This is a genomic window from Pseudomonas syringae group sp. J254-4, from assembly GCF_032586855.1.
GTDB lineage: Bacteria > Pseudomonadota > Gammaproteobacteria > Pseudomonadales > Pseudomonadaceae > Aquipseudomonas > Aquipseudomonas amygdali.
Genome location: NZ_JAWHOO010000023.1, coordinates 1 through 14,981 on the forward strand (window position 1 = coordinate 1; position 14,981 = coordinate 14,981).

14 protein-coding genes are annotated in these 14,981 nt (G+C 58.5%); all 14 read right to left on the reverse strand.

Annotated features, from left to right (window positions below; translation table 11 throughout):
* Positions 1–342: 342 nt before the first annotated feature.
* The 14 genes from RYB09_RS22095 to flhA all read right to left on the reverse strand — a co-directional run bounded on the left by RYB09_RS22095 (position 343) and on the right by flhA (position 14,832).
* A complete protein-coding gene (locus tag RYB09_RS22095) occupies positions 343–744 on the reverse strand; it encodes a DUF2802 domain-containing protein (protein WP_004644274.1) in 402 nt (133 codons plus the stop codon).
* Positions 745–1,224, reverse strand: coding sequence for a chemotaxis protein CheW (locus RYB09_RS22100; RefSeq protein WP_003370201.1), 480 nt, complete (start codon positions 1,222–1,224; stop codon positions 745–747). It abuts the gene before it with no gap.
* Between the two features lie 57 nt (positions 1,225–1,281).
* Positions 1,282–2,169, reverse strand: coding sequence for a CheW domain-containing protein (locus RYB09_RS22105; protein ID WP_058402390.1), 888 nt, complete (start codon positions 2,167–2,169; stop codon positions 1,282–1,284).
* A 75-nt stretch (positions 2,170–2,244) separates the two neighbouring features.
* On the reverse strand, positions 2,245–3,033 hold the full coding sequence (locus tag RYB09_RS22110; protein WP_057403002.1) for a ParA family protein: 789 nt from the start codon (positions 3,031–3,033) through the stop codon (positions 2,245–2,247).
* A 44-nt stretch (positions 3,034–3,077) separates the two neighbouring features.
* Complete coding sequence (gene motD, locus RYB09_RS22115) at positions 3,078–3,965, reverse strand: flagellar motor protein MotD (RefSeq protein WP_004664478.1); 888 nt, start codon at positions 3,963–3,965, stop codon at positions 3,078–3,080.
* Positions 3,966–3,971: 6 nt separating this feature from the next.
* Entirely contained in the window at positions 3,972–4,712 is a 741-nt protein-coding gene (locus tag RYB09_RS22120; RefSeq protein ID WP_054987607.1) for a flagellar motor protein, read from the reverse strand.
* Complete coding sequence (locus RYB09_RS22125; protein ID WP_058402389.1) at positions 4,712–5,872, reverse strand: chemotaxis response regulator protein-glutamate methylesterase; 1,161 nt, start codon at positions 5,870–5,872, stop codon at positions 4,712–4,714. Before RYB09_RS22125 ends, RYB09_RS22120 begins: the two co-directional genes overlap by 1 nt.
* 50 nt (positions 5,873–5,922) lie before the next feature.
* Complete coding sequence (locus RYB09_RS22130) at positions 5,923–8,205, reverse strand: chemotaxis protein CheA (protein WP_122258538.1); 2,283 nt, start codon at positions 8,203–8,205, stop codon at positions 5,923–5,925.
* A 33-nt stretch (positions 8,206–8,238) separates the two neighbouring features.
* Positions 8,239–9,024 carry a protein phosphatase CheZ gene (locus RYB09_RS22135; RefSeq protein WP_122258539.1) on the reverse strand — a complete coding sequence of 262 codons (786 nt, stop codon included), beginning with the start codon at positions 9,022–9,024 and terminating at the stop codon, positions 8,239–8,241.
* Between the two features lie 19 nt (positions 9,025–9,043).
* Positions 9,044–9,418 (reverse strand): chemotaxis response regulator CheY, encoded by a 375-nt coding sequence (locus tag RYB09_RS22140; RefSeq protein ID WP_011169086.1) that lies wholly within the window; start codon positions 9,416–9,418, stop codon positions 9,044–9,046.
* A 252-nt stretch (positions 9,419–9,670) separates the two neighbouring features.
* A complete protein-coding gene (gene fliA / locus RYB09_RS22145) occupies positions 9,671–10,411 on the reverse strand; it encodes an RNA polymerase sigma factor FliA (RefSeq protein ID WP_002554271.1) in 741 nt (246 codons plus the stop codon).
* Positions 10,408–11,241: a flagellar synthesis regulator FleN gene (fleN, locus tag RYB09_RS22150; protein ID WP_003412391.1), complete on the reverse strand. Its 834-nt coding sequence runs from the start codon at positions 11,239–11,241 to the stop codon at positions 10,408–10,410. Before fleN ends, fliA begins: the two co-directional genes overlap by 4 nt.
* 115 nt (positions 11,242–11,356) lie before the next feature.
* Positions 11,357–12,685 carry a flagellar biosynthesis protein FlhF gene (gene flhF / locus RYB09_RS22155; RefSeq protein WP_058409194.1) on the reverse strand — a complete coding sequence of 443 codons (1,329 nt, stop codon included), beginning with the start codon at positions 12,683–12,685 and terminating at the stop codon, positions 11,357–11,359.
* 11 nt (positions 12,686–12,696) lie between these two features.
* Positions 12,697–14,832, reverse strand: a complete 2,136-nt coding sequence (gene flhA, locus RYB09_RS22160; RefSeq protein WP_316890238.1) for a flagellar biosynthesis protein FlhA — start codon at positions 14,830–14,832, stop codon at positions 12,697–12,699.
* Between the last annotated feature and the right edge of the window lie 149 nt (positions 14,833–14,981).

Consider the following 14,981-nt stretch of genomic DNA (forward strand, 5'->3'; position numbering starts at 1 on the left):
CCTGGCGTCCTGCCAGGCTACCCCCGGATCAGCGCCAGGACTCAGCCGTCACTAACGTCGCACTCTGCGTCGTCAGTACCATCGCGATAAAAAAGCATTGTATGGCAGCATCAACAAGTAAGGCATGATGTTCTGCCGCACCGGAAATTTGCAACGCCAAGCGTTAAGAAGAGCATGCCAATGCAGAGTGATTGGCACGAGAATCATACTCAAAATCGGACGCAGAGCGTCCAGAACGGAATGCGACGCAGAGCGTCGCACGATAGTTGAGATTATCGTTGCAGTTCTGGACGCTCTGCGTCCGACCTTGAATGGGCAGCGCAGGCGTGTACCGAAGAGAAACTAGCTCGCAGTATTGCTGTGCAGTTTGGTCATCAGTTGCGCTTCAGCCTGGGTCAGGCCGCAGGACTGGGTCAGCTCATCGATGCTGGCACCCATGCCGACCAGGCGTGCAGCCTGGGCAAAGGACAGCGTGGAGGGATCGCGCTGTTCCAGTGCAGTGAGCTTGTCCGGCAACGGCGCAACAATGGCACGCAGCTCGTGTAACGCTTCGCCCATGCGCACCGTGCCGTTCTGGTAGTTGTCCAGGCGCCTGGCCAACTCCTTGATCCGCTGATCACGCAAGGCAGCCGCCTCATCACGCTCGGCGTCGAGCTTGCGCTGACGCCTGGTATGGGCCAGGAACATAAACAGGGTGACTACCCAGAGAATGCCCAGGAAGACGACAGCTACCTCAAAGATCAATCAGATGTTCTCCAGTTCGGACCACTCTTCTTCGGACATCATTTTGTCCAGTTCAACCAGAATCAACAGTTCGCCGTTCTTGTTGCAAACGCCCTGAATGAATTTGGCCGACTCATCGTTACCCACGTTTGGCGCGGTTTCGACTTCAGACTGACGCAAGTAAACCACTTCAGCCACGCTGTCGACCAGAATCCCGACCACTTGCTTGTCGGCTTCGATGATCACGATACGCGTATTGTCGCTGACTTCAACCGGAGCCAGGCCAAAGCGCTGACGGGTATCGATCACAGTGACAACGTTACCGCGCAGGTTGATGATGCCCAGTACGTAGCTTGGCGCACCCGGGACCGGGGCGATTTCAGTGTAGCGCAGCACTTCCTGCACCTGCATCACGTTGATGCCGTAGGACTCGTTGTCCAGGCGGAACGTAACCCATTGCAGGATAGGATCTTCGGAACCTTGTGCAGACGACTTATTCATAACCCCAACCCCTCACGTGTGTTCTTTGCAGGTGATACCACTGGCATCGACCCATGATTATTTCGACTTGTTCAACTGCTTGACCGCGCCACTGGCTATCAGCTCGGCCAACTCTGCAACATCCAGCAACGCGCACATGTGCTCGATAACCGTGCCCGCCAGCCATGGACGCTGACCTCGCTGCGTGCGCCATTTGATCTCGTTCGGATCAAGACGCAACGAACGGCTGACTTGATGCACCGCCAGTCCCCACTCGTATCCCTGCACCGAAATCACGTACTGCAATCCTTGGCGAAAATCGTCGCGGTAGCGATCAGGCATGATCCAGCGCGCGGTATCCAACACTTTCAGGTTGCCCGCCTGGCAAGGCAGGATCCCGAGAAACCAGTCAGGCTGACCAAACAGTGGCGTCAGCTCCTGCCCTGCCAGCGGGTAAATCGACCCCAGGCATACCAGCGGCACTGCCAGCGTCAACCCGGCCACGTCGAACAACAGGCATTCGAATGGCTCGGCGGCCCATGCCGGGCGACCATCGCTGGTCGGCGGCGGCGTCGGCGTGCGCTGGGTCACCAGTGTGCTCAACTCGGCGACCGGTTCGACCAGCTCAACGGTCGACACTGCTTCTTCAACCTTCACCACTTCGGCAACAATCACCGGAGCGACTTCAATCACGGGCGCAGGCGCTGCGACCTTTACTGCTACAGCCACCGGAGCCGGCGCGGCCACCGCAACCGCCAACGGTTTGATCTGCGCTTGCATCCGCGCATCAAAGGCCTGCTCTTCGAGCACAGCCGCCTGAAATTCATCGATGCTGCTGACAGGCTCTTCAAGCACTTCAGTCGCGTCGTACAGCAATGCGTCCAGATAGGACTGCAACGCCAGTTTGGGTCGTGTTGCTACTTCTACAGGGCGGTTCATACCGGGGCCCAACAAAAAATGGAGCATGTGCAACCTGATAGAGTTATCGGCCGCATTGAGGCATCACTTGAGCAAACTGTGTAGAAAGAATGGACGTTCACGTCAGGCCACCTGAGCATTGAGCTGCTCGGCGAGCATATGCTTGAGCAATGCCCGATAAGCAATCACACCGCGACTCTTGCTGTCATTCTGCGACGGCGTAAGCCCCAGACGGCTGGCATCGCGCAGCCGCGTGTCAACCGGCACGTAGGCTTGCCAGACGTGCTCGGGAAAACTGTCGCGCAACAATTTCAAGGTGCCCATAGACGCTTGGGTACGACGGTCGAACAAAGTCGGCACGATGGTGTAAGGCAATGGCACCTTGCGCGAACGGTTGATCATGGTCAGGGTATTGACCATACGCTCCAGGCCTTTCACGGCCAGAAATTCTGTCTGTACCGGTATCGCCAACTGCTGACTGGCCGCCAGTGCATTGACCATAAGAACGCCCAGCAACGGCGGACTGTCGATCAGCGCATAGTCAAAATCCTGCCACAACTGCGCCAGACTTTTAGCAATCACCAGGCCCAGACCGCTCTGGCCAGGGGATTGACGCTCCAGTGTGGCCAGCGCCGTGCTGGAGGGTATCAGCGAGATACGCTGGTCACTGGTCGGCAACAGCAATTGGCCCGGAAGACCCTCCGGCACCGCCCCCTTGTGGAGAAACAGATCGAAGGCACTGTGTTCCAGTTCGTCCGGGTTATGCCCGAAATAGCTGGTCATGGAGCCGTGGGGGTCCAGATCGACCACGACCACACGCTTGCCCGCATCGGCCAGCAAGCCGGCCAGGGCGATGGTCGTGGTGGTCTTTCCGACTCCACCTTTCTGGTTGGCTACTGCCCAGACTCTCATTGATGTTTTTCCTTGCGTACAGCAACGACCATACCGATACGATGTTAGGGGGCAGGTGACGGAGAATTGACGGCGTTCGCGCGTACCGGCGGCTTTGCTGGCACCGGTGCAGTTTGTGTGCCAGCACGCCTCAGTGCAGCATCCGGCTGCACATTGGCCGACCCTGAACTGGTCAGGCTGCGGCGTACATCCAGATTTCGCGAGATGACCAGCACTACGCGGCGGTTCTTGGCGCGTCCGGCGGCGGTGGTGTTGGGCGCAATCGGTTGAAACTCACCATAGCCCACAGAGGCCAGTCGCGCCGGATTGACTCCGTCCATCGCCAGCATGCGCACAATGCTGGCAGATCGTGCCGAAGACAGTTCCCAGTTGGTCGGAAACTGTGCAGTGCTGATCGGCTGGTCGTCAGTGAAGCCTTCAACGTGTATAGGGTTATCAAAGCGTTTGACGATTCCAGAGACCTTTTCAATGATCGTGAAGGCCTTGTCACTGGGAATGGCGTCGCCGCTGACGAACAACAGACTGGAATTGAGTTCGATCTCGATCCATAACTCGTTGCCGCGCACCGTCATCTGGTCGGACTTGATCAGGTCGCCAAACGCATCGCGCACATCCTGAGCGATGGTCTGCAGCGGATCATCAGAAGCCTGGCCAATGCCGGCATCGGTCTGTTCGCTGTCCTTTACCAACGGCTCGGCAGGCTTGACCGAAACCGGGCGCTGCTCACCGATAGGGATCGGCTTCATGGTCCGCTCGGTATCGTTGAACACGCCAACCAATGCCTGGGACAGAATCTTGTATTTGCCTTCGTTGACCGAGGAAATCGAGTACATCACCACGAAAAAGGCGAACAACAGGGTAATGAAGTCGGCATACGACACCAGCCAGCGTTCATGATTTTCGTGTTCTTCGGCCTGACGTCGGCGAGCCATGCACTGTTACTCCATGAAGCCTTGCAGCTTGAGTTCGATGGAGCGCGGGTTTTCACCCTCGGCGATGGACAACAGACCTTCGAGCAACATTTCGCGATAACGCGACTGCCGGTGGGCAATGGCCTTGAGCTTGTTGGCCACTGGCAACAGGATCAGGTTGGCCGTCGCCACACCGTAGATGGTGGCGACAAAAGCCACCGCAATGCCGCTGCCCAGTTGACTGGGGTCAGCCAGGTTGCCCATGACGTGAATCAGGCCCATTACCGCGCCGATGATGCCCACGGTCGGCGCATAGCCGCCCATGCTTTCGAATACCTTGGCAGCCTGAATATCGCGGGTTTCCTGGGTGATGAAATCCACTTCAAGAATGCTCCGGATCGCTGCAGGTTCGGCACCATCGACCAACAGCTGCAAGCCTTTGCGGGCATAACTGTCGGGTTCGGAATCGGCGACCGTTTCCAGACCGAGCAAGCCTTCCTTGCGGGCGGTCATGCTCCAGCCGATCACCCGGTCGACACCGCCGGGCAAATCGATGCGAGGCGGGAAAATGATCCAGCGGATGATTTTCATGGCGCGCATGAACGCGCTCATCGGTGACTGCAACAGCGAAGCACCCAGTGTGCCGCCCAGTACGATCAGGGCTGCCGGGCCATTGAGCAATGCACCGAGGTGTCCGCCTTCAAGAAAGTTGCCGCCAATGATCGCGACAAACGCCAGGATCAGACCGATAAGACTCAGTACATCCATCAGAGACAGGCCTCTACCAGGTGCCGACCCATGTCATCCAGACTGTAGATCGCATCTGCAAGCTCAGCCTTGACGATTGCCATCGGCATGCCGTAAATGACGCAGCTCGCTTCGTCCTGCGCCCATACGGTACTGCCCGCCTGCTTGAGCAGGCGCGCGCCTTCACGGCCATCGGCACCCATGCCGGTCAATACCACCGAAAGCACCTTGTCGCCGTAGGACTTGGCGGCAGAGCCAAAGGTGATGTCCACACAGGGCTTGTAATTCAGACGCTCGTCACCCGGCAGAATCTTCACCGTACCGCGCGCATCCACCATCATCTGCTTGCCGCCCGGTGCCAGCAACGCCAGACCAGGCCGCAGAACGTCGCCGTCCTCCGCTTCCTTGACGCTGATCTTGCACAGCTTGTCGAGACGCTCGGCAAAGGCCTTGGTGAAGGCCGCAGGCATGTGTTGAATCAGCACCAGCGGTGCCGGAAAGCTGGCTGGCAACTGGGTAAGTACCCGTTGCAGCGCAACCGGGCCGCCGGTGGAGGTGCCGATGGCCACCAGTTTGTAAGCCTTGCGCTTGGGCGTGCCTGAGGTGGTCGGGTGCGCCGGTGCATGGTGAGCATGAGCCGCAGGTGCCGTGGCAGGCGCTGCTGTGCGCGTCGGCGCAGCACGGGCTGGCGCGGCGGCGGGCGCAGGTGCGCGGCTGGACAGCGTCGGCGCTGCCGGAGCAGCCGATGCAGCGCTCGCCGCACCAAAACCGCTTGAGCGGCGGTTGCTGCGTGAAATACTGTTGATTTTCTCGCACAGCAGTTGTTTGACCTTCTGCGGGTTGCGCGAGATATCTTCGAAATTCTTGGGCAGGAAATCCACCGCACCGGCGTCCAGAGCATCCAGCGTCACGCGCGCACCTTCGTGCGTCAGCGACGAGAACATCAATACCGGGGTGGGGATACGCTGCATGATATGGCGAACTGCCGTAATGCCATCCATCATCGGCATTTCGTAGTCCATGGTGATGACATCTGGTTTGAGCGCCAGCGCCTGCTCAATCGCTTCCTTGCCGTTGGTGGCGGTGCCGACCACTACAATGTTGGGGTCCGAAGAAAGAATTTCCGTAACACGGCGGCGGAAAAAACCGGAATCATCCACCACCAGGACCTTGACTGCCATAAACACTCCAATAGGTGTTGCAGGCAGCCAGGCTGCCCGCACCCCCGGGTTCAGATACGCCGTGCGGCGTAACGCTTGAGCATGCTGGGTACATCGAGAATCAAGGCGATGCGACCGTCACCGGTGATGGTGGCGCCCGACATGCCTGGCGTACCTTGCAGCATCTTGCCCAGCGGTTTGATAACCACCTCTTCCTGGCCAACCAGTTGATCGACAACGAAGCCGATGCGCTGGGTGCCGACCGTCAGGATCACGACGTGCCCTTCTCGCTGCTCTTCATGAGCCGCCGAACTGACCAGCCAGCGCTTGAGGTAGAACAGCGGCAAGGCCTTGTCACGTACGATCACCACTTCCTGACCGTCAACCACGTTGGTAGTGGACAGGTTCAGGTGGAAGATTTCGTTGACGTTGACCAACGGGAAGGCAAAAGCCTGGTTGCCCAGCATCACCATCAGGGTCGGCATGATCGCCAGGGTCAGCGGGACCTTGATGACGATCTTCGAACCCTGGCCCTTGGTCGAGTAGATGTTGATCGAGCCGTTGAGCTGGGAGATCTTGGTTTTAACCACGTCCATGCCCACACCGCGACCCGATACATCGGAAATCTCGGTCTTGGTCGAGAAGCCCGGTGCGAAGATAAGGTTGTAGCAATCGGTGTCACTCAACCGATCGGCTGCGTCCTTGTCCATGACACCGCGCTTGACCGCAATGGAGCGCAGCACGTTAGGGTCCATGCCCTTGCCGTCATCGGAAATCGACAGCAGGATATGGTCGCCCTCCTGCTCTGCCGAAAGGATCACCCGACCACCACGAGACTTGCCCGTGGCTTCGCGCTCTTCCGGCGTTTCGATACCGTGGTCGACCGCGTTGCGCACCAAGTGGACCAGCGGGTCGGCAAGCGCCTCTACAAGGTTCTTGTCGAGGTCGGTCTCTTCACCGACCAGCTCCAGGTTGATCTCTTTCTTGAGCTGGCGAGCCAGGTCACGAACCAGACGCGGGAAGCGGCCAAAGACTTTCTTGATTGGCTGCATGCGGGTTTTCATCACCGCAGTCTGCAGGTCGGCGGTGACCACATCCAGGTTGGAAACCGCCTTGGACATGGCTTCATCGCCGCTATTGAGACCCAGACGCACCAGGCGGTTACGTACCAGCACCAGTTCGCCGACCATGTTCATGATCTCGTCCAGTCGGGCGGTATCCACACGAACCGTGGTTTCGGCTTCAGTCGCAACCGGCTTTTCACCGGTGGGCGCTGGAGCACGTGCAGGCGCTGGAGCAGGCTTGGCGGGCTCAGCCTTCGCAGCAGGTGCAGGCGCCGCAGCGGGCTTGGCAGCCGGTGGCGGAGCAGCAGCTACGGGGGCTGCCGGAGCAGGTGCCTTGGCAACGACCGCATCAGGCTCGAACTTGCCTTTGCCATGCAGTTCGTCGAGCAGATTTTCGAATTCGTGATCGGTAATTTCGTCCGATGCCGCTGCAGCAGAAGGTGCCTTGGCAGCAACGGCCGCAGGTGCAGCAGCCGCCTGAGCGGCTATGGCGCCGTCAAACGAGCCTTTGCCATGCAGTTGATCAAGCAAGGCTTCGAATTCGTCGTCGGTGATTTCATCGCCGGCAGGCGCTGCACCACTGCTCTGTGCCGCAGGCGCAGGGGCTGGAGCGGCTACAGCATCGGCCGCAAACTTGCCCTTGCCATGCAACTGATCAAGCAGGGATTCAAATTCCTGATCGGTAATTTCATCGCCAGCTGGCGCGACCGCAGGTGCCGAAGCCGGTGCCGCTGATGGTGCCGCAGACACCGGACTGGCGCCGTGCAGCGAATCGAGCAGCTGCTCGAATTCATCATCGGTGATGTCATCGCCGGCCGCTTGCTCGGCAACCGCAGCCGGAGCGGCGGCTTCAACCACCGGCTCGGGCTCAGGCTCGGGCGCTGCGACTTCGTCGGCAGATTGTGGCTCGGCCAATCGCGACAGCGCAGCCAGCAGTTCTGGCGTCGCCGCAGTTACGTCAGTCCGTTCACGTACCTGACCGAACATGCTGTTGACGGTGTCCAGAGCTTCCAGGACCACATCCATCAGTTCGGAATCAACGCGACGTTCACCCTTGCGAAGGATGTCGAACACGTTTTCGGCGATGTGGCAGCACTCCACCAGCTCATGGAGCTGGAGGAAGCCGGCGCCCCCTTTTACAGTGTGAAAACCGCGAAAAATTGCATTGAGCAGATCAGCATCATCCGGTCGGCTTTCCAGCTCGACCAATTGCTCTGACAACTGCTCCAGAATTTCGCCGGCCTCTACCAGAAAATCCTGAAGGATTTCTTCATCGGCGCCGAAGCTCATGGGGTGCTCCCTAAAATTAACCGTCAACAGATCTTAGAAGCCGAGGCTCGATAGCAGATCGTCTACATCATCCTGTCCGGATACGACGTCTTCACGTTTATCGGCATGAATCTGCGGACCTTCACCCTTGGCGAGATGTTTTTTAGGATCTTTTTCAGCAAGGATGGATTCTTCGTCATGTTCGATGCCTGCGAAGCGATCGACATGGCTGGCCATGAGCACCAGTTTGAGCAGATTGCTCTCGACTTCCGTAACCAATTGCGTCACGCGCTTGATAACCTGCCCCGTAAGGTCCTGGTAATCCTGGGCAAGCAGAATATCGTTGAGATGCCCGGAAACCCTATCGGCCTCCTGCTCGGTACGCGTCAGAAAACCATCTACCCGCTTGGCCAGCTCACGAAATTCTTCAGCACCGATTTCGCGGCGCATGAAACGACCCCAGTCGCCACTCAATGCCTTGGCATCGGAGCTCAGACCGCTCATGAGCGGTGTGCTTTCCTCGACCAGGTCCATAGTACGGTTGGCCGCATTCTCGGTCAGCCTCACCACATACGACAGGCGTTCGGTTGCGTCGGTGATCTGCGACACTTCCTCGGCTTGAGGCATGTGCGGATCAATATGAAAGTTGACGATTGCACTGTGCAGCTCACGAGTCAGCTTGCCCACTTCCTGATAAAGGCCGCGGTCGCGTGTCTGGTTGAGTTCATGGATCAGCTGCACAGCGTCACCGAAGCGGCCCTTTTCAAGGCTGGTGACGAGTTCCTGCGCGTGTCTCTTTAAGGTCGACTCAAAGTCGGCCATCGAATCATTGTTATCCATAGCGCCCTCGCGGCATGCATCAGCTATTGACGCGTTCAAAGATCTTTTCGATCTTCTCTTTAAGCGCTTGAGCCGTGAATGGCTTGACTACATAACCGTTCACCCCGGCCTGGGCAGCTTCAATGATCTGCTCACGCTTCGCTTCGGCAGTAACCATCAGTACAGGAAGGCTCTTGAGACGCTCGTCCGCACGGACCTGACGCAACAAGTCGATACCGGTCATGCCAGGCATGTTCCAGTCCGTCACCAGAAAGTCAAAGGCACCGCTCTGCAGCATCGGCAATGCGGTCAGACCGTCATCCGCTTCAGATGTGTTGGTAAACCCCAGATCACGCAAAAGGTTCTTGATGATCCGCCGCATCGTTGAGAAGTCATCAACGATGAGGATTTTCATGTTCTTGTCCAATTCGACCTCCAAGCAGTCTTTAACGCGTTCAGCACCTGAACACGCTGTTCACTCAATACTGGCACAGCACACCCCCAGCTATACGAAACGACGACGGGCTTGGCACAACGACAGTCAAGACTGCGACTAAAGCCCATCGAGACATTGCCCGACAGGCCCTTGCCTCGTCCATCCTGCTACCACGTAACGCTTTGCACAGCCGGCATGCAGACAACGCACGACAAACGTCGCGCACTGCCGTCAACGCGCTCGCCACTCCCCCAAACGCCCCCGCAAACGAGCTGCGCACTGGCTGTGTAACTGACTGACCCGCGATTCGCTGACCCCAAGAACCTCTCCGATTTCCTTGAGGTTCAGCTCTTCGTCGTAGTACAGCGCCAACACCAGACGCTCACGCTCTGGCAAATTGGCAATTGCATCGGCCAACGCTGCCTGGAAGCGCTCGTCTTCCAGGTCGCGCGACGGCTCAAGCGAACCGCTTGCGCCATCCTCATGCAGCCCTTCGTGATCGCCGTCCTGAAGCAGGTCGTCGAAACTGAAGAGGCGGCTGCCCAAGGTGTCATTCAAAATCCCGTAATAATCATCAAGACTCAACTGGAGTTCGGCCGCAACCTCGTGATCTTTAGCGTCACGGCCGGTTTTAGCTTCAATTGCACGAATTGCGTCACTGACCATGCGGGTATTGCGGTGCACCGAGCGTGGTGCCCAGTCGCCCTTGCGCACTTCATCCAGCATCGCACCACGAATGCGAATGCCGGCGTAGGTCTCGAAACTCGCACCTTTGGTTGAATCATATTTGGTGGAGACTTCAAGCAGACCGATCATGCCGGCCTGGATCAGATCCTCGACCTGCACGCTGGCCGGCAAGCGCGCCAACAGATGATAAGCGATACGCTTGACCAATGGCGCATAACGCTCGATCAACTCGTATTGCGAATTACGGGAAGCCTTGCTGTACATCTGGTAGCCGCTCGCAGTCATTGCACAGGCCCTGCACTGGTCTGGTGAACGAGTCGCTCAACGAAGAACTCGAGATGACCCCGCGGATTGGCTGGCAACGGCCAGGTATCAACCTTCTGGGCAATGGCCTTGAACGCCAGCGCACATTTGGATCGCGGGAATGCTTCGTAAACGGCGCGCTGTTTCTGTACGGCCTTGCGCACGCACTCGTCGTACGGCACGGCACCTACATACTGCAGCGCAACATCAAGAAAACGGTCAGTCACTTTGGTGAGTTTGGCGAACAGATTGCGCCCTTCCTGCGGGCTCTGCGCCATGTTGGCCAGCACCCGGAAGCGGTTCATGCCGTAGTCGCGGTTGAGCAGTTTGATCAGGGCGTAAGCATCGGTAATCGACGTGGGCTCGTCGCACACCACCAGCAACACTTCCTGAGCGGCGCGCACGAAGCTGACCACCGATTCGCCGATACCGGCAGCCGTGTCGATCACCAGCACATCAAGGTTGTCGCCAATCTCGCTGAACGCCTGGATCAGACCCGCATGCTGGGCCGGGGACAGATGCACCATGCTCTGGGTGCCAGAGGCGGCAGGCACGATACGCACCCCGCCCGGCCCCTGCAACAGAACGTCGCGCAACTCGCAACGGCCCTCTATCACATCGGCAAGCGTACGTTTAGGCGTCAGCCCAAGCAGAACGTCGACATTGGCCAGACCCAGATCGGCGTCCAGCAGCATGACGCGACGGCCAAGCTCGGCAAGGGCCAGTGAAAGATTCACTGACACGTTAGTCTTACCGACGCCACCTTTGCCACCGGTCACCGCGATAACCTGTACGGGATGCATGCTGCCCATGTTATTTCTTTACCTTGTCTTGCGTAGACCGAAACCACATCGAGGGCTGCACGTTCGCAAATGAACACCGCATGGCAGACCGTTGACGCAGGGACATTCCAATAATATCCATCACTTAACCCACTCTCTTGCCAGGGGTGTGATAGAGGTCAGCAAACATATCAGCCATTGCTTCCTCGCTCGGCTCATCCTGCATCTGCACACTCACCGCACGGCTCACCAGTTGATGACGACGCGGGGTGTGCAGGTCGTCAGGAATACGGGGTCCGTCCGTGAGGTAGGCCACAGGTAATTCATGACTGATCGCCAGGCTCAGGACTTCGCCGAGGCTGGCTGTTTCATCAAGCTTGGTCAGAATGCATCCGGCCAGGCCACAACGTTTGTAACTGTGATAGGCAGCGGTCAGCACCTGCTTCTGGCTGGTGGTCGCCAGTACCAGATAGTTACGCGACTTGATGCCACGCCCTGCCAGGCTTTCCAGCTGCATGCGCAGCGCAGGATCGCTGGCTTGCAGCCCGGCGGTGTCGATCAGCACCACGCGCTTGCGCAGCAGCGGCTCCAGCGCCTGAACCAGCGACTGGCCAGGATCGACATGGGTGACCGGCACGTTGAGGATGCGCCCAAGGGTCTTGAGCTGCTCCTGTGCGCCGATGCGGAAACTGTCCATGCTCACCAGTGCGATATTCTGCGGACCGTACTTCAACACGTAACGTGCCGCCAGTTTGGCCAGCGTGGTGGTCTTGCCCATACCGGCAGGCCCGACCATGGCGATGACACCACCCTCTTCGAGCGGCTCGATGTCCGGCACGGCAATCATGCGCGCCAAATGGGCCAGCAGCATGCGCCAGGCCTGACGAGGCTCGTCAATCTCCGGGATCATCGACAGCAGATCGCGCGACAGCGGGCCGGACAAACCGACACGTTGCAGACGGCGCCACAGATTGGCCTGCTGCGGACGACTGCCCTGCAGCTGGTTCCAGGCCAGGGAGCCAAGCTGGACTTCCAGCAGCTCGCGCAGGCCGTTCAATTCGGAGCGCATCGAATCATAGGCGCGCTGACCAACAGCAGGCTCTGCGGGCGCAGGCGGCGTATAAGCGAATGGGCGTGGCGGCTCTTCGAGCGTCGGCTCGATGTGCGTATCGGCAGCGCTGACCGGTTTGCCGGAAAACAGCTGAAGATTGATCGACGCGTCGCTGTCGCTGCGGTTGTTCAATTCGGCCTGAGCGGAGACGATGCGCGATTGGGTCTTGCGCAGCTCGTCTTCGAGCTCCATGTTCGGCACACGCGGTGCCAGGGCGGACAGCTTGTAATCCAGAGCGGCAGTCAGCTCTACGCCACCGGCAATGCGCCGGTTACCGATGATGGCCGCCTCGGCGCCCAGCTCATCGCGAACCAGTTTCATGGCTTGACGCATATCGGCGGCGAAAAATCGCTTAACTTGCATGACTCACTACCTCAGCCGTTCGGCCCGACAGTCGCTACGATGGTTACTTGCTTGTTGTCCGGAATTTCCTGATACGCCAGAACATGCATGTTCGGTACAGCCAATCGTCCAAATCGTGACAGCATCGCCCGGACAGGCCCTGCTACCAGAAGAATTACCGGCAACCCTTGCATCTCCTGACGCTGGGCGGCCTCAATCAACGAACGCTGGAGCTTCTCAGCCATGCTTGGCTCAAGAAGAACGCCTTCTTCCTGACCCTGACCAGCCTTCTGCAAACTATTGAGCAATATCTGTTCCAACCTTGGTTCCAGAGTGATAACAGGCAGCTCCGGCTCAACACCTACAATGCTTTGGACGATTGCGCGGCTCAGACCCACTCGCACCGCAGCCACCAAAGCGGCGGTATCTTGACTCTTGCCGGCGTTGTTGGCGATAGCTTCTGCAATGCTACGAATATCACGCACAGGTACATGCTCAGCCAGAAGCGCTTGCAGCACGTTGAGCAGCGAGGACAGGGACAGCACACCAGGGACCAGCTCTTCAGCCAGTTTGGGCGAGCTTTTGGCCAGCAATTGCATCAACTGCTGGACTTCTTCGTGACCAATCAGCTCATGAGAGTGCTTGTAGAGAATCTGGTTCAAGTGGGTTGCCACCACAGTACTGGCGTCCACCACGGTATAACCCAGCGACTGCGCCTGGCTGCGCTGGCTGATTTCGATCCACACGGCCTCCAGACCAAACGCCGGGTCTCTGGCGGTGATGCCGTTCAGGGTGCCGAACACTTGACCGGGGTTGATCGCCAGCTCGCGATCCGGATAAATCTCGGCCTCGGCCAGGATCACGCCCATCAGCGTCAGACGGTAGGCGCTGGGTGCCAGATCAAGGTTGTCACGGATGTGCACGGTCGGCATCAGGAAGCCCAGCTCCTGCGAAAGCTTCTTGCGCACGCCCTTGATACGCGCCAGCAGTTGACCACCCTGATTGCGGTCCACCAGCGGAATCAGGCGATAACCCACTTCCAGGCCAATGATGTCGATAGGGGTAACGTCATCCCAACCCAGCTCCTTGGCGTCCTGAACACGGGTCGGCGAAGGCAGCAGGTCCTGTTGGCGCTGCACTTCGGCCAGCGCCTCGACTTTCACCTGGTTCTCTTTCTTCCAGAGCAGATACGCGCCACCCGCAGCCACCAGGCCAAGGCTGATGAAGGAGAAGTGCGGCATGCCCGGCACCAGCCCCATCACGATCATGATCGCAGCGGACACTGCCAGTGCCTTGGGCGAGGCGAACATCTGGCGATTGATCAGCTTGCCCATCTCTTCCGAACCGGAAGCGCGGGTCACCATGATCGCTGCGGCAGTGGACAGCAGCAGTGATGGCAATTGCGCCACCAAACCGTCACCGATGGTCAACAGGGTGTAAACGCGGCCTGCATCGGCGAACGTCATATTGTGTTGCAGAATACCGACCAGCATGCCGCCGATCAGGTTGATGAACAGAATCAGCAAACCGGCAATCGCATCGCCGCGCACGAATTTGCTGGCACCGTCCATGGAACCGTAGAACTCGGCTTCCTGAGCGACTTCGGCACGGCGGCGCTTGGCTTCCGGCTGATCGATGAGACCGGCGTTGAGGTCGGCGTCGATTGCCATCTGTTTGCCTGGCATCGCGTCGAGGGTGAAACGCGCGCTGACCTCGGAAATACGGCCGGCACCTTTGGTGATTACCACGAAGTTGATGATCATCAGAATCGCGAACACCACGATACCGACGACATAGTTACCACCGATCACCACCTCACCGAAGGCCTGAATCACCTTGCCCGCAGCGGCGTGACCGTCCTGACCGTGAAGCATGACCACTCGCGTGGAGGCGACGTTCAGTGCTAGGCGCAACAGCGTGGCGACCAGCAGAATGGTTGGAAACACTGAGAAGTCCAGCGGCCGCAGAGCATAAACACACACCAGCAACACGACGATGGACAGTGCAATGTTGAACGTGAAGAACACGTCCAGCAGGAACGGCGGCATAGGCAACATCATCATTGCCATCATGACCAGCAACAACAGCGGAACGCCCAGCTGACCACGGCCCAGGCCCAGGCCCGTGATATTGCTGCGTGCGCTACTGAATATCTGAGAACGATCCACTGATTGTTTACCTGCGCACTAGATCAAAACATTGACGCCGATGGCGACCTGTATCGACCCTGTTGCAAAAAGCTGTCCAACTTTTACAAAGCCAGTGCTGGTAAGGCTTTAGAGGCAGAATTAACGTGAAACCGGCATACCTTGCGCAG

Bases quoted from the DNA above. Each gene is read 5' to 3' on its own strand.
- RYB09_RS22135 (WP_122258539.1), bottom strand. From the start codon at position 9,024: ATGGATAACAATGATTCGATGGCCGACTTTGAGTCGACCTTAAAGAGA.
- motD (WP_004664478.1), bottom strand. From the start codon at position 3,965: ATGGCTCGCCGACGTCAGGCCGAAGAACACGAAAATCATGAACGCTGG.
- RYB09_RS22105 (WP_058402390.1), bottom strand. From the start codon at position 2,169: ATGCTCCATTTTTTGTTGGGCCCCGGTATGAACCGCCCTGTAGAAGTA.
- RYB09_RS22125 (WP_058402389.1), bottom strand. From the start codon at position 5,872: ATGGCAGTCAAGGTCCTGGTGGTGGATGATTCCGGTTTTTTCCGCCGC.
- RYB09_RS22100 (WP_003370201.1), bottom strand. From the start codon at position 1,224: ATGAATAAGTCGTCTGCACAAGGTTCCGAAGATCCTATCCTGCAATGG.
- RYB09_RS22130 (WP_122258538.1), bottom strand. From the start codon at position 8,205: ATGAGCTTCGGCGCCGATGAAGAAATCCTTCAGGATTTTCTGGTAGAG.
- RYB09_RS22110 (WP_057403002.1), bottom strand. From the start codon at position 3,033: ATGAGAGTCTGGGCAGTAGCCAACCAGAAAGGTGGAGTCGGAAAGACC.
- fleN (WP_003412391.1), bottom strand. From the start codon at position 11,241: ATGGGCAGCATGCATCCCGTACAGGTTATCGCGGTGACCGGTGGCAAA.
- RYB09_RS22140 (WP_011169086.1), bottom strand. From the start codon at position 9,418: ATGAAAATCCTCATCGTTGATGACTTCTCAACGATGCGGCGGATCATC.
- RYB09_RS22120 (WP_054987607.1), bottom strand. From the start codon at position 4,712: ATGGATGTACTGAGTCTTATCGGTCTGATCCTGGCGTTTGTCGCGATC.
- flhF (WP_058409194.1), bottom strand. From the start codon at position 12,685: ATGCAAGTTAAGCGATTTTTCGCCGCCGATATGCGTCAAGCCATGAAA.
- fliA (WP_002554271.1), bottom strand. From the start codon at position 10,411: ATGACTGCGAGCGGCTACCAGATGTACAGCAAGGCTTCCCGTAATTCG.